Here is a 14168-nt window from a genome sequence, read left to right on the forward strand (position 1 = left end):
GTCATAGGACAGTCGTTTGTACTTTAGTACATTACGAATGTGCTAGTAGTTCTATCAGTAACTTATAAAAAGGTAAAATATGGAAAAAGAAGCAGTTTTAACCGTCAGCGACTTATCGCTTTATTACAGCAAGAAAAAAGCGTTGAATACGATAAACATGACATTCTACAAGAATGAAATTACAGCACTCATTGGTCCATCAGGATGTGGAAAATCAACGCTTTTACGTTCAATCAATCGAATGAATGATTTGATTCCGACAGTAACAATTACTGGAGCCATTGATTATAAAGGTAAAAATATTTACAGTCCTAAAGTTGATACTGTTGATTTACGTAAAGAAATTGGCATGGTTTTCCAACAACCCAATCCCTTTCCATTTTCAATTTATGAAAATGTGGTTTATGGATTGCGCTTAAAAGGAGTGAAAGATAAAGCACTTCTTGATGAAGTGGTGGAAAACTCACTCAAAGCAGCCAATATTTGGGATGAAGTTAAGGATATTTTGCACAGTTCAGCACTTGGTCTTTCAGGCGGGCAACAACAAAGGGTTTGTATCGCACGTGTCCTTGCTGTCAATCCTGAAATTATCCTAATGGACGAACCAACATCAGCCCTTGACCCAATTTCAGCGGCTCGTGTCGAAGAAACCATGCTTGAACTAAAAAAAGATTATACAATCGCGATTGTTACACATAGTATGCAACAAGCATCACGAATTTCAGACCGTACCGCCTTTATGTTAGACGGAAATCTGATTGAGTATAATGATACGAAAAGTATTTTCTTAAATCCAGAAAAACAAGAAACTTCTGATTATATTTCTGGTAAATTTGGATAAATTTTACTGACAGCCTTTGATGCTGACTTTAAAATAGAATGGACCGTCTAGCCAAAAGGCGAAGCGAGATATTTCATTAGCATTCATTAAAGAAAGCGAAATAGCGTTGATTTAAATGAATGTATCATAATAACATTACTATAAAAACAAAGAGGGGTAATTATGTTGCGTACACAATTTGAAGAAGATCTTAATAAACTTCATAATCAATTTTACTCAATGGGCACGCAAGTTTCTGCTCAATTGAATAAGGCCGTTCGTGCCTTTGTTAGCCATGATCGTGATTTGGCTGAACAAGTCATTGAAGGCGACCATGCCATTAATGACCAAGAAAAAAGTCTTGAAAATCAATCATTAGAAATGATTGCACTTCAACAACCGGTTTCTAGCGATTTAAGAACAATCATCACCGTTCTAAAAGCGTCATCTGACCTTGAGAGAATGGGTGACCACGTTGCATCTATTGCTAAGGCAACCATTTCACTTAAAGGTGAAGAAAGAATTCACGTGGTTGAAGAAGATATTAGCTTACTCGGTGAAAAAGTTAAATCTATCGTTGATGCTTCACTCAATGCTTATATTCAAGGCAATGATAAACGGGCTCATGAAATTGCTGAACAACAATATGTCATCAAAAGTATGAGTCATGAAATTCAAGAAAAAATTCTTGACGGAATGAAGGAAAACTCTGAAACAGTAACAACAGGTAAAGAATACTTGTTGACACTGGTTTACTTAGAACGAATTACCGGTTATGCGGTCAATCTCTGTGAGTGGATTGTTTACTTGAATTCTGGAAACATTATTGAACTGTAAAATAAAAAGTTACTGACAAGAATTGCTGTCATAGGATAGTCGTTTGTACTTTAGTACATTACGAATATCCTGGCAGTTCTGTCAGTAACTTTTTTTATTGCTCATAATCAATTTCAATGACTTGGTGGGTCAGATATTTATTTTCAGCAAAGTCCATTTTGATGACATAGGGCATCTTTCCAGCTAAAGATTGAAAATCTTGAAATTGAAAGTCTGGTTGATAAAAATTTAAAATGGTAGAAAGAGAAGTACCATGTGTTCCAATTGCAACTTTTTGATTGTTAGAAGTTGCTAAAATCTGTTCAAGGGCTGAAATATTACGATTTTGAACTTCACGTAAGGATTCTCCATCAGAAAACTTATAATCAAAATCATTCCATTGTCGCTTAGCAAAGGGCCAAAAATCAGCTATTTCATGGCCAACATTTCTTTCTCTCAAATCAGAAATGAGTTGAATTTCAAGATTTTTAGAGTGAGCAAGAGGATTCAGGGTACGAACAGAACGTTGAAATGGACTGGAAAAAATTTGCTCGATTGATACATTTGCAAAAGCATCAGCCAAGATAAGTGCGCGTTTTTCACCCTCGGCAGTCAGCGGAACATCCATATCGTCATAGGCTGCATTATCTCTAAGAGAATGTCGAATAAAATAAACTTCAGTCATGTGACTCTCCTTTTTGATGTTCTAGCCTTCTAAGATTTCAATTTTTAAAGGCTGTGTAGAAATTTCTGCTTGCCCTCCCAGAGGGAAAGTAAAAATAGGTTGAGTATGTCCAAAATCGACATCATAAACGACTGGAATTGTTTTTAAATGAGGATATTTATCTAAAATAAAGTGTAAAATTTCCTCGGTCATCCCCTCTTCCTTAGGAAAACGACCAATGACTAAGGCAGAAATGTTAGGATAAACTTGTAAAAAATGAGCTAATTCTCGGTCCCAATCATAAAAATCTTCACCTTCAGCATTTTCTAAAAAAGCAATTGGTTGATTGGATTTGACCTGAGCACTGGTTCCTGTCACAAGCATCAAGGTATTTAGATTTCCGCCAATAATTTCTCCTGTCGCTTTGCCATGGTTATATATTTTCCAAGCAGCAGGCAGAAGATGACGAGCTTGAGTGGGGTCATACCAAGCATCACTCGTGTAAAAATCGCTGGCATTTAAAGAATAAGTTGACTGACCAGCGACTGCATTTTTCCAAGAATTAGTTTGAAAGTCTTGTAATTCATCCATTAAAAAGGCGATATAACCTGGACCATAGTAAGTGACCAAGCCAGTTTTAGCGAAAATCGCTTGGTGAAGAACAGTGATATCAGAAAATCCACAGAAAATTTTAGGATTATTTTTTACAATATTCCAATCAATATAAGGAAGAAGTTCATTAGAGTTAAAGCCACCAATGGTACATAAAACAGCTTTAACATTAGGTTCTGAAAATGCTGCATGGAAATCTGAAAGTCGTGAATTAATCGAACTTGATTCAAGCAAATCATTTTCTAAAATATGCTGACCAAAAGTAACCTGATAACCAAGTGCTTCAAGACGAGCTTTTGCTTTTAATTTATCTTCAAATTTTCCAGTCCGAGTCAAAGAAGAACTAGGTGAAATCACACGGATTTCATCCCCCTCTTGTAATTTTTTAGGAAATATTTTATTCATTCACCCAAGCCCTCCGTCAGTAAATTGAACTAATTATAGCATTTACTGACAGCATTGTCATCAAAAATATTTAAAGATTTTAATTTAGGTTTTTTTTGAAAGTTACTGACAGAAATTCTGTCAGTATTCTTAAACAAAAAAATCTACTGACAAGTCCAAAAAATTTCTGTCAGTAGATTTTTTTATTATTTAATTACTTCAAGTCCACCCATATATGGACGAAGAACTTCAGGAACAGTGATTGAGCCATCTTCATTTTGATAATTTTCAAGAATAGCAGCCACAGTACGTCCAACAGCAAGTCCAGAACCATTCAAAGTGTGAAGGAGTTGAACTTTACCATCTTCGTCACGATAACGAATTTGGGCACGACGGGCTTGGAAATCTTCACAGTTTGAACATGAAGAAATTTCACGGTAAGTATTTTGTGCAGGAATCCAAACTTCTAAATCATAAGTTTTAGCGGCAGAGAATCCCATGTCACCAGTTGATAAAGCTACAACACGGTAAGCAAGACCCAATTTTTGCAGAATATTTTCAGCGTTTGCTGTCATTTTTTCAAGTTCATCATAAGATTGGTCAGGTTTAGCAAATTTAACCATTTCAACTTTATGGAATTGGTGCAAACGAATCAAACCACGAGTATCACGACCAGCAGAACCAGCTTCAGAACGGAAAGAAGGACTCATTGCTGTGAATTTGATTGGCAATTCTGCGCCATCCAAAATTTCCCCACGATAGTAGTTAGTCAAAGGAACTTCAGCAGTTGGAATTAAAACAAAACCACGGTCATCTTTCAATTCAAAAGTGTCTTCTTTAAATTTAGGATATTGACCCGTTCCAAACATTGATTCTTGATTAACCATATAAGGAGTAATCATTTCAGTATAACCTTCTTTACCGTGCTCATCAAGCATGAAGTTATAAAGTGCACGTTCAAGTCTTGCGCCAGCACCTTTGTAGAAAAGGAAGCGTGAACCAGTGACTTTACCACCACGTTCCCAATCCAAAATTCCTAAATCTTCACCCAAATCCCAGTGAGCTTTAGGTTCAAAATTGAAAGTTGGAGTTTGACCAACACGACGAACCTCAACATTATCATCTTCATCAGCACCAATTGGTGTACTTTCATGAGGAAGATTTGGCAACATGATAATGATTTCATTCAAGTTTTCTTCGATTTCAGCAAGTTCAGCATCAATGGCTTTGATTTCAGCAGAAACTTTTTGCATTGCAGCAATTTGTGCGCTGGCATCGCCTTTTGCACGTTTTACTTGAGAAATTTCATCAGAAACGCTATTACGTTCAGCTTTCAAAGCCTCAGATTTTACAATGAGTTCACGACGTTTAATGTCTAAGTCATGAAGTTTTTCAAGTTTCTCTTTTTCAACACCACGAGTGGCTAATTTTGCAGCAACACCGTCAAAATCAGCACGAATTTTTTTAATATCAAGCATAAGCTCTCCTTTATTTTTATATAAAACTTACTGACAAGAATATTTTAGAAAAAGTTCTGTCAGTAGAAAAAAAGCACCCAAATTCAAAAAGAATTAGGGCGCGGTAATCGCACGGTTCCACCTAAATTATCTATTTATTTACTGACGAAAACTGATATTCAAGCTGTCAGTAAAAATAGAACTCAAGTCGCTTGTAACGTAAGCAGACGTTCTCATTTTCATGAGAAAATTAACAGAAGTAGAAAGTCATTATTTCATTTTACTTGTTTTCAGCACCACAAGCTCTCTAAAAAAATTTAATAAGACCCATTTCTAGATTTATTTTACCATTTTGTGAATTACTTTGTCAAAAATTTTTAAAATCATCATTTTAAAATCAATCATTACTTTTTGAAAGCACGACGGAAAGGGTCAAGCAAACTAGGTGCTCTGACAATATTTTCTTTACCCACATATTCAGCAACTTTTTTCAAAATAGATCCGGAATCCTTAGAAGAAAATCGTACCTTAGCTTGAGTGTCTAAAATCAAAGAAAACTGCTGACCAAGTTTTCCACTGATTGAAACATCAACTTCGGCGCTTTTAATACTTGTCCAAGTAAAGAAAATATTTTGTCCTCGGCGTGGATTTTTATATTCAAATTCAAAACCAGCATCACCCAAGATAATTTTTCCATTTTCAACCACACCTAAATAGGCTGTTCCTTTTGTTTCATAAAAAATTTCAGAATTTTTAGTTGCCAAAATCGTCCTCATTTCCGTTTATACCTGTATTATAACATATCTAAATTATATCAAGAACTAAAGAAGATAATAAATATGGGACCAACGAGGGATATGGTTTAAAGAATAAATATAAAAATGTTATCATTAGATTATAAGAAAAAACTAATAAAGGAGGTAAAATGACTTTAATCGGAGTAAAAATTGATAGACTATTTTTCAGAGATCTATTCATACTACTAGTTGGTGTAGGCCTTTATATTCTCTCTATTCAACTTTTTGTCGTTCCTAACGCGATGGCCAGCAATGGAATCGCAGGATTTTCAGTATTTATTCACTTTGTTTTCGGAATGAATCCAGCTTTGACTTTTTTTGCAGTCAATATTCCACTCTTTCTTTTGAGTTGGAAACTACTTGAGCAGCGGGAATTGTTACTGACCATTCCTGGAGCGCTGGCCATGAGCGGATGGATGCTGATTTATGAAGCCATAGGAATTACTGGCTTTCAAATGGACTCATTGATTACTGTGGGAATTATAGACGGAATCCTCTCAGGAATTGGTGCAGGTTTAGTTGTTCTATCACAAGGAACCTTTGGCGGCTCTATTCTACTTGCGCGACTTTTTGAAAACAAGTGGAAAGTGCAAATAGATAAAACGCTCTTTGGTATTGATATTGTAGTTATGCTATTAGCAGTCGTGACTTATCTTGCCCTTCCAAATTTTTTCGTCACACTCTTATCTTGTTACATCTTCAGTAAAGTCACACGTTTCATCGGACGACCCTCATACCGCCAACAAATTTTACAAAAAGTTGGATTAATAAAAAATGAGTCAAGCTGTTCTTGCACAACTAATGAATGTTCTTGCTCTAACTAACAAAAAAATCCCAGATTGGGATTTTTATTTTTTCTTCTTTCTCTTAAAAGCATTTTTAAAAGTTCCGAGGAAACTAGGGGATTTAACCACTTTATCGTTTCCTAAATAATGACGAATCCATTTCAAAACAGTTCCTGAGTTTTTCGATGAGAATCGAACCTTAGAGCCATTTTGTAAAACGATTGAAAATTGTCGACCAACTTTTACCTCACCTTTGAGGGATTTTGAAACATCACCCTCAACACGAGCCACTGCCGTCCAAGGAAAAGTCATATTTTTTTCAACATTTCGGTCATTATAAAACTCAAAAGCAACATCGCCAATCAGAATTTTTCCATATTCAGCAAAACCTAAATAAGCAATTCCTTCTGTTGAATAATCAGCCTTAGTATTTAGTGATTGAGCCACAGATTCTCTCCATTTCCTAGATTAATAATCTAAAAACCATTATACCATAAAAACGCTTTACTTGCCTTAAATACTTCAATTTATTAGAGAAAAATAAAATAAAAAAATCAATCCAAAGACTGATTTTTTTATACCAAATCGATTACATGATTTGAGCCCAACGACCGAGGATACCCACGACGAAGAGACCAAAGATAATAACGATTGGAGAAACTTTTTTCTTAAGCAACCACATGCAAAGGAATGTGATAAGCAAACCAGCAAGACCAGGAATCAATTGATTCAAGTTATCTTGAAGATAAGTTACTTTTGTAGGATCAAGAGAAAGTTTGTTACCTACTTGACCAAGAATATCATGAAGTTGTGTACCAGATACAGAACCTTTAGGGAATTCTACGTAAGCACCTTTTTGTAAAGGAATTTTTGAAACAACAGCGTTAGGACCATTAAAGTTAATTGTAACCCAACGTTGAATCAATACACCAAGGACGAACATACCAAGGATAGATGCACCTTTAGTAACAGTTTGGAGAAGTCCTCCACCAAGGTCTTTAGTGATTGCAGAACCTGATTTATAACCAAATTCTTGAGTGTACCACAAGAAAGCGATACGGATAGCGTTCCACACGATGAAGAAGAAGAGTGGAGCGATAATTGATCCACCAGTAGCCAATGAAGCTGCAATCGCACCAACGATAGGACGTACTGTAAACCAGAAGACAGGGTCACCGATACCGGCAAGAGGACCCATCATACCAACTTTAACCCCTTGAATAGCGGCATCATCGATATCAGCACCGTTAGCACGTTCTTCTTCAAGGGCAAGAGTTACACCGATGATAGGAGCGGCAACGTATGGGTGAGTATTAAAGAATTCCAAGTGACGTTTCAAAGCTTCTTTAGCTTCTTCGCCAGAAGGGTAGAGTTTTTTCAATGCTGGGATGAGCGAGTAAGCCCAACCACCATTTTGCATACGTTCGTAGTTCCAAGAACCTTGGAGGAACATTGAACGCCACATAACGCTACGACGGATTTTCTTATCAAGAGTTACTTTATTTTCAGACATTTTTTAGATCCTCCTTTCTTAGTAGTCGTTCAAGATGTCGCCAATTGGGTCACCTGATGAAGATGCAGTACCATTTCCAGAACCACCAGAAGCTTGGAGGTTAAGGTAAACGATAGCGATAACAACACCGAGGACACCAGTTGCAATCAATGTTAATTCAGAGATTGGTGCGAGAGCGAAACCAAGGAAGAAGAATGGCCATACTTCACGAGTAGCCATAAGGTTGATAACCATTGCATAACCAACGGCAACAACCATCCCACCACCGACAGCAAGACCGCCAGAGATAACTGGAGGAATAGCAGCAAGTGCTTTTTGGATAGCATCTGGTGAGATAACCAAAAGAAGTCCAGCAGGGATAGCAATACGCAAACCTTGACAGATAAGCGCGATGAAGTGCCACATTTCAACACCTGAGTATGAACCTTTTTCAGCAGCACGGTCAGCTTGGTGAACGAGCACAACTGAAAGCATACGTACAAGAGTAGTCAATACAAGACCAGCAGTTGCAAGCAAGATAGCAGCAGGAACGATAGTACCCATGATGTGAGTCAAATCAAAGTTATTTGATTGAACCATCAAGATAGATGATGCGATAGAGGCAAGGGCAGCATCGGGTGCGACAGCGGCACCAACGTTAGCCCAACCAAGAGCGATCAATTGAAGTGAACCACCGAGGATAATCCCTGCAGAAGCATGACCGGTAACAATACCGATGAGCGAGCAGGCGATAATTGGTTGGTGGAATTGCCATTGGTCAAGGATACCTTCAAGACCAGCAAGGAAGGCAACAACAATGACCAAGATTACAGATAAAACACCGTATTCCATGTTTTTTATATCTCCTTAATTATTTGGCTGCCTAATATTCAATTTTAGTAATCAGAATATCAGACGAGCATATTCTGATTATTGTACGTCAGCTTTGTTAATCAAACCAAAGAGGTCAGATTTAGAGTCAGCTGGAACTTTACGTACGTCGAATTTAACTCCGAGGTCACGCAATTTTTCAAAAGTAGCAACGTCATCTTTGTCCATAGAAAGAACTTTGTTGAGCATTGTTTTACCAGTTGAGTGAGCCATAGAACCAACGTTCAATGTTTCAATTGGTACGCCACCTTCGATTGTTGCAAGAGCGTCTTGTGGAGTTTCGAAAAGAAGAAGGGCTTTAGTGTCACCAAAACGTGGATCTTTAGCAACTTCAATCATTTTCTTAATTGGTATAACGTTAGCTTTTACACCAGTTGGAGCCGCTTGTTCAATGAGCTTCTTACGAAGTTCATCTTTAGAAACGGTGTCAGAAACAACGATGATGCGGTTTGCTCTTGAGTCTGGAGTCCAAGCAGTTGCAACTTGTCCGTGAAGCAAACGTGAGTCAATACGAGCGAGGTTAATTTTAATTTTACCATCACCGATGACTGTTCCTTCAGGAATCGCACCTTGAACAGCAGCCGGAGCAGCTGCAACAGCAGTTTCTTCAGCAGGTTGAAGTTCTTCAGGAAGTACTTTAATACCGCCTTTGGCTTCTTTCATAATATTTGCTACGACTTTATCCACCCCGGCAGACGCATCCATCATGCGTTCTGTGTAGGCTTGGATAAGCATAGGCAGGTTGAGGCCTGTGATGATAGCAATCTTGCGCTCTGGATTTTCACCCATCACTGCACTTGCTTGATTAAATGGAGAACCGCTCCATAAGTCAGCAAGGACAAGTACTTCATCTTCAGCATCAAATGTTGCGATGGCAGCTTCGATTTTAGCATGCAAATCAGTTGGTCCTTCGCTAGGCATAAAAGTAACAACTTGTACTTTTTCTTGCTCTCCGAAAATCATAGAACCAGATTGTTTGATGCCTGCGGCGAATTCACCATGGCTCGCAATAACAATTCCGATACTCAATGTGAGTAACCTCCTATATAAGATTATAATAAAAATTATTACTTAGTTATTATACTACTTCAAATCAATATTTGCAAATGTTTTCATAAAAATATTACACTTGTTTTTTAAGGAATGGAAACCCTTTATAAAAAATTTGTATAGATAGCTTTATAAAGCGTTTTTTGGGCCATAAATAAAAAAAGATTACCAAAGTAAGATAAATCTTTTTGAAAAGTAACAGGAATTGAAAAACTTATGGTAGAATAGTAGTTGATAAAATAATGCACTAATCTCTCTCGATTTTAAGTGCTCCTGTAGGACAGGACTTTATAGCTAAAAGAAGTGAATTATCATCGGAAAATTCTTTTTGAACTTCCTCCGTATCATAAAATTTGACGATTCCATTATCGTGATAATCAAAAACTTCTGGCGCATAGAGATTACATAAACCACATGCGATACATTTGTTGGGAATTATTTTTATCTTCATATAGGAAATGATAATAAAAAAATAGTAAAATTGAAAGGAAAAGGTCGTGTCAACAAAAGAACCCTGGAATAATGAAATTTATCGTGCGATGAAAGAAGAATCGACTGAAATGAAAAGACATGATAGAGCTAGAGATGAAAGTAAACGTCCGTTAACAACGCGTTTTTTGACTTTCCTCGTTATCCTCATGTTTATTCTTGTTGGGCTAGCTATTGGTTTTATTTTATGGAATAATCAAGTACGAAATACAGCTAGTATCGCAAAAAGTTTTCATCAATCTTCATCAGTAGCTAAAACCGAAGAATCAACCAGTCAAGCCGCGGCCTCTTCCTCAACAGAAGCGACTCCACCTGCTAGTAGCAGCAGCACAGTTGCCTCATCATCTAGCAGTAGCGCTGAGTCTGGAACAACTTATACAATTGCTACCGGAGATTATCCAAGTACGATTGCAGCTAAGACAGGAATTCCTTGGGCAACGATTGCAAGTTTGAATGGAATTACAGAGGATGGATACAATGCTGATGGTTCTGCAATACATGCTGGACAAGTTTTAAAATTAAAATAAAGAAATTACTGACAGACCTTTTTACATAATTCTGTCAGTAAAAATTGAACTAAAATAGGAAATAAGGTAAATAAAGAGATTCTATGAAAAAGATTCAAATCGCAATTGACGGTCCAGCGTCAAGTGGAAAATCAACAGTTGCTAAAATTATTGCACGAAATCTTGACTTAATTTATTTGGACACGGGCGCTATGTATCGAGTAGCTACTTTTGTTGCGTTGCAAAAGGAAACAAATGATGCAAAAGAAATCATTGAATTTATTGAAAAAAATCCAATTTCTTTTATGAATGGTCAAAAAGGTCAAGAAGTTTTAATGGGCTCTGAGAATGTTACAGAAGTGATTAGAACAAATGAAGTAACAAATACCGTTTCTAAAATCTCAGCAATGACCGAAATTCGTGAATTCATGGTTGCAGAACAACAAAGAATTGCTAAAAATGGTGGAATTATCATGGATGGACGTGATATTGGAACAGTTGTTTTACCGAAGGCAGATTTGAAAATTTTCCTTGTTGCTTCAGTTGATGAACGAGCTGAACGACGTTATAAAGAAAATCTGTCTAAAGGAATTCCAACCGATCTTGAGCGTTTGAAAATTGAAATTTCGGAAAGAGACCGAAAAGATAGCACACGAGCACTTTCTCCTTTGAAACAAGCAGAAGATGCGATACTACTTGATAGTACTGGAAAAACAATTAATGAAATTGTTCAATTTATTGAAGACAAAGCTAAAGAACTCATGTAAATGAGTTCTTTTTAATTATTAGATAGTCTAATGATTGGTAAGATTTTGCAGGAATTATCAAACTTTGATATAATAATATGACAATGAATGAAAAAAAGTATAAACGCTTAGAATACTTGAGACATAACATCAATTATCTCACAATCCGAGAGCGTCAAGAGTACTATGACTTACTCAATGAACTAAAAAAAGCTGGAAATCAATCTGAACCCGAAGAATTTGAAGAATACGTCGAGCCAGAATATGAATATTCCGACTATGAACCAGAAAGCTTTCAAAAAAATACTTCCTCTTCTAATGGTAGAAATGCTAGTCGAAGAAATACGCGAGAAAGTTTTTCAAATCAAGAAAACAATAGAAATAAACCATCAAAAAAAGAAAGTAAATCTTCTAAAAAAGCTAAATATGGTAAGAAGAAAAAACGTCACTGGTTAAGAACAATATTAACAATTATTGTTGTGATTATTGCAGTCATGATTGGTTTCTTTGTTTATGGATATCAAAGGGGCGTTAAACATGAGGGAAGTGTCGCTAAACAAGAAAAGTTCACAAGTTTAAAAAATTCGGACGGTTCTGTAAATATTCTTTTGTTAGGAGCAGACCAAAGACCATGGCAATCATCAGGTGTTGCTCATACCGATACTATTATGGTTTTACATGTCAATGGTAAGAATCATCAAACACAAATCGTGAGCTTTATGCGTGATACCCTTGTCAATATTCCTGATGTCGGCTCTAGTGATACTCCAGACTCAAAAATAAATTCTGCCTTTACAATTGGAGAACAATACAATAAACAGGGTGTGAATTTGATGAGTGAGACACTGAAAAATAACTTTGGCATTAATTGTCAATATTACGCAGTCGTCGATTTTTCAAGTTTTGCAACGATTATTGATTCTTTGTTCCCAACTGGCCTAAAAATTGATGCAAAATTTTCGACTGTGAATGGTGAGAATCTTTCTGCCGTACCTGTTCCCGATGATTTAGCTGCAACAGAAGGAAAAGTTTCAAGTGACAAAGACTTGACATCTGAAGAAGCAGCTGCTTTAGGTTATCCTGATGGTGGTGGAACATTTATGATGATTAAACCAGGGACTCAAAAAATGGATGGACGAATGCTCTTGAATTATGCCCGATTCCGTCATGATGATGAGGGAGATTATGGACGAGTAAAACGTCAACAACAAGTTTTAGAAACAGTAATGTCTAAAATGAAAAATCCACTCTCCTTGTTTACTGCTTCAAGTGCATTGGGAACAACAAGAGCAGTTACAATGACGAATATTCCAAATTCATTTTTCTTAACTAAAGGAATTACAGCTCTTCTGGATATGAAAAATGGTATAAAATCAACAACGATTCCAGCTAACAATGACTGGGAGAATGCCTATGATATGTATGGAGGTCTAGGACTTTCAATTGATATGACAAAATACAAAGCGAAAGCCCAAGAACTTCTTGGTCAATAAATTAAAAATTACTAACAGTTTTGTTAGTAATTTTTAATTTTAAATATTCATATGAAAAAAATGATGACAATTTTTTTCTTTAGTTATTGATTAATGGCTTATAAATAAATTATAAATTTGTATTTTTATGATATGATATGAGTATGATAATAAGATAAGTAGGTCTAATCCAATGATGTTTAATTATATTTATACTACTTTTTTGACAATTTTATACACAGTCGTGATGTCACTTTCTCTAAGCTTGTATCTAAAAGAGCGAAAAAAGAATTATTTATTGGTAAGTCTTTATTTTTTGCTTCTTATTTTAAACGGTTTAATAGTGACCATGTCCGAAACCTTTCAAATATTTGCAAATGACTATAATCGGCAATTTATGGTTAATCCAATCATTGGAACCATTTATTATTTGGCAACTTTTGGTATTGCCTTAAAATTAGTGACCGAATTATTTGAAGAAAAAATAAAAACTTATCAATATGGTATTTATATTGTTTTTGCTTTATGGCTTATTGTTGTTCCTTTTATGGCAAATTCAGCGCTAAAGGTCTGGCTTTATTATTTTCCAAGCCAGTTACTAACGGTCTATCTTGGAATTTATTTATTAATCCATAATCGAAAAATGATTCCTAAAAGCAGTTTAGGAAAATATGTGAAATTAATTGGAAGCCTAGCGATAATTTTTGGATTAGCTATAGTGGTAGAAGATACTTTTATTATTTATTTTAGAGATATTTATCATACAAATATGCTTAAAATCCATAATAGAAATGTTTCAGAAGATATTTTTCATATCTCACTTTGCCTTATTGCCATTAAATATTTTCTAACCAATTATCAAAAAGGCAACGAAGAAGTAGCTGTCATTGATATTAGAAATGAAAAAAATGAGACTAATTATTCTGTAAGTAATTTTGAAGAAGATGAATATTACTTTGAAAGATTTATGGATAAATATGGAATCACTCAACGGGAAGGAGAAATTCTTGAACTTCTCCTTCAACGTAAACACAATCAAGAAATAGCCAATCAATTATATCTTTCTCTAGGAACAGTCAAAACCCACACTCACAATATTTTTATAAAACTCCAAGTTGAAAAACGTTCAGAAGTTTGCGAAGTCTGGGAAGCGTTTGAAAAATCAGAGCTTACTCAATAATCCTAAA

Annotated in this window: 16 protein-coding genes; 7 read left to right on the plus strand and 9 right to left on the minus strand. The window is 35.8% G+C overall.

Translation table 11 applies throughout. From position 1 onward, the window contains the following. Positions 1 to 79 precede the first annotated feature (79 nt). On the plus strand, positions 80 to 841 hold the full coding sequence (gene pstB, locus AB6B24_RS01210; RefSeq protein ID WP_003130886.1) for a phosphate ABC transporter ATP-binding protein PstB: 762 nt from the start codon (positions 80 to 82) through the stop codon (positions 839 to 841). Positions 842 to 1003: 162 nt separating this feature from the next. Further along, a complete protein-coding gene (gene phoU, locus AB6B24_RS01215; protein ID WP_003130887.1) occupies positions 1004 to 1657 on the plus strand; it encodes a phosphate signaling complex protein PhoU in 654 nt (217 codons plus the stop codon). Positions 1658 to 1751: 94 nt separating this feature from the next. Here the strand turns inward: phoU and AB6B24_RS01220 are convergent, their stop codons facing one another. From AB6B24_RS01220 to AB6B24_RS01235, 4 genes are all read right to left on the minus strand, one after another. Then, entirely contained in the window at positions 1752 to 2321 is a 570-nt protein-coding gene (locus AB6B24_RS01220) for a histidine phosphatase family protein (RefSeq protein ID WP_311803128.1), read from the minus strand. A 21-nt stretch (positions 2322 to 2342) separates the two neighbouring features. Then, a complete protein-coding gene (locus AB6B24_RS01225) occupies positions 2343 to 3317 on the minus strand; it encodes an LD-carboxypeptidase (RefSeq protein WP_311803127.1) in 975 nt (324 codons plus the stop codon). A 185-nt stretch (positions 3318 to 3502) separates the two neighbouring features. Beyond that, positions 3503 to 4774 (minus strand): serine--tRNA ligase, encoded by a 1272-nt coding sequence (gene serS, locus AB6B24_RS01230; protein WP_195229190.1) that lies wholly within the window; start codon positions 4772 to 4774, stop codon positions 3503 to 3505. A gap of 383 nt (positions 4775 to 5157) precedes the next feature. Beyond that, complete coding sequence (locus AB6B24_RS01235) at positions 5158 to 5517, minus strand: DUF956 family protein (RefSeq protein WP_311803126.1); 360 nt, start codon at positions 5515 to 5517, stop codon at positions 5158 to 5160. 161 nt (positions 5518 to 5678) lie between these two features. Here AB6B24_RS01235 and AB6B24_RS01240 point away from each other — a divergent pair, with 161 nt between their 5' ends. Continuing rightward, positions 5679 to 6374 carry a YitT family protein gene (locus tag AB6B24_RS01240; RefSeq protein WP_311803125.1) on the plus strand — a complete coding sequence of 232 codons (696 nt, stop codon included), beginning with the start codon at positions 5679 to 5681 and terminating at the stop codon, positions 6372 to 6374. A gap of 24 nt (positions 6375 to 6398) precedes the next feature. Here AB6B24_RS01240 and AB6B24_RS01245 read toward each other — a convergent pair whose 3' ends face one another. The 5 genes from AB6B24_RS01245 to AB6B24_RS01265 form a co-directional block, all read right to left on the minus strand. Further along, positions 6399 to 6782 (minus strand): DUF956 family protein, encoded by a 384-nt coding sequence (locus AB6B24_RS01245; RefSeq protein WP_003130895.1) that lies wholly within the window; start codon positions 6780 to 6782, stop codon positions 6399 to 6401. Positions 6783 to 6924: 142 nt separating this feature from the next. After that, the gene (locus tag AB6B24_RS01250; protein WP_015426887.1) at positions 6925 to 7848 is read right to left on the minus strand and encodes a PTS system mannose/fructose/sorbose family transporter subunit IID; all 924 of its coding nucleotides are present in this window, start codon (positions 7846 to 7848) and stop codon (positions 6925 to 6927) included. Positions 7849 to 7866: 18 nt separating this feature from the next. Then, a complete protein-coding gene (locus AB6B24_RS01255; protein WP_038601699.1) occupies positions 7867 to 8679 on the minus strand; it encodes a PTS mannose/fructose/sorbose transporter subunit IIC in 813 nt (270 codons plus the stop codon). A 78-nt stretch (positions 8680 to 8757) separates the two neighbouring features. Continuing rightward, entirely contained in the window at positions 8758 to 9747 is a 990-nt protein-coding gene (locus AB6B24_RS01260; protein WP_003130898.1) for a PTS sugar transporter subunit IIB, read from the minus strand. Between the two features lie 268 nt (positions 9748 to 10015). Further along, on the minus strand, positions 10016 to 10219 hold the full coding sequence (locus AB6B24_RS01265) for a ferredoxin (RefSeq protein WP_047205840.1): 204 nt from the start codon (positions 10217 to 10219) through the stop codon (positions 10016 to 10018). Between the two features lie 46 nt (positions 10220 to 10265). On the opposite strand from AB6B24_RS01265, the gene AB6B24_RS01270 reads away from it, so the two are divergent. From AB6B24_RS01270 to AB6B24_RS01285, 4 genes are all read left to right on the plus strand, one after another. Next, entirely contained in the window at positions 10266 to 10784 is a 519-nt protein-coding gene (locus AB6B24_RS01270; protein WP_311803123.1) for an SAG1386/EF1546 family surface-associated protein, read from the plus strand. Between the two features lie 83 nt (positions 10785 to 10867). Then, positions 10868 to 11530 (plus strand): (d)CMP kinase, encoded by a 663-nt coding sequence (gene cmk, locus AB6B24_RS01275; protein WP_195936250.1) that lies wholly within the window; start codon positions 10868 to 10870, stop codon positions 11528 to 11530. Between the two features lie 77 nt (positions 11531 to 11607). Beyond that, a complete protein-coding gene (locus AB6B24_RS01280; RefSeq protein ID WP_311803122.1) occupies positions 11608 to 13002 on the plus strand; it encodes an LCP family protein in 1395 nt (464 codons plus the stop codon). A 328-nt stretch (positions 13003 to 13330) separates the two neighbouring features. Then, positions 13331 to 14161, plus strand: a complete 831-nt coding sequence (locus tag AB6B24_RS01285; RefSeq protein ID WP_311803121.1) for a LuxR C-terminal-related transcriptional regulator — start codon at positions 13331 to 13333, stop codon at positions 14159 to 14161. Positions 14162 to 14168: the final 7 nt, after the last annotated feature.

The sequence above is a fragment of the Lactococcus sp. AK05 genome (genome assembly GCF_041026685.1).
Taxonomy (GTDB): Bacteria; Bacillota; Bacilli; order Lactobacillales; family Streptococcaceae; genus Lactococcus; species Lactococcus lactis.

Bases quoted from the DNA above. Each gene is read 5' to 3' on its own strand.
- AB6B24_RS01285 (WP_311803121.1), top strand. From the start codon at position 13,331: ATGTCCGAAACCTTTCAAATATTTGCAAATGACTATAATCGGCAATTT.
- AB6B24_RS01265 (WP_047205840.1), bottom strand. From the start codon at position 10,219: ATGAAGATAAAAATAATTCCCAACAAATGTATCGCATGTGGTTTATGT.
- cmk (WP_195936250.1), top strand. From the start codon at position 10,868: ATGAAAAAGATTCAAATCGCAATTGACGGTCCAGCGTCAAGTGGAAAA.
- AB6B24_RS01225 (WP_311803127.1), bottom strand. From the start codon at position 3,317: ATGAATAAAATATTTCCTAAAAAATTACAAGAGGGGGATGAAATCCGT.
- pstB (WP_003130886.1), top strand. From the start codon at position 80: ATGGAAAAAGAAGCAGTTTTAACCGTCAGCGACTTATCGCTTTATTAC.
- AB6B24_RS01250 (WP_015426887.1), bottom strand. From the start codon at position 7,848: ATGTCTGAAAATAAAGTAACTCTTGATAAGAAAATCCGTCGTAGCGTT.
- AB6B24_RS01280 (WP_311803122.1), top strand. From the start codon at position 11,608: ATGACAATGAATGAAAAAAAGTATAAACGCTTAGAATACTTGAGACAT.
- serS (WP_195229190.1), bottom strand. From the start codon at position 4,774: ATGCTTGATATTAAAAAAATTCGTGCTGATTTTGACGGTGTTGCTGCA.
- phoU (WP_003130887.1), top strand. From the start codon at position 1,004: ATGTTGCGTACACAATTTGAAGAAGATCTTAATAAACTTCATAATCAA.
- AB6B24_RS01220 (WP_311803128.1), bottom strand. From the start codon at position 2,321: ATGACTGAAGTTTATTTTATTCGACATTCTCTTAGAGATAATGCAGCC.
- AB6B24_RS01255 (WP_038601699.1), bottom strand. From the start codon at position 8,679: ATGGAATACGGTGTTTTATCTGTAATCTTGGTCATTGTTGTTGCCTTC.
- AB6B24_RS01240 (WP_311803125.1), top strand. From the start codon at position 5,679: ATGACTTTAATCGGAGTAAAAATTGATAGACTATTTTTCAGAGATCTA.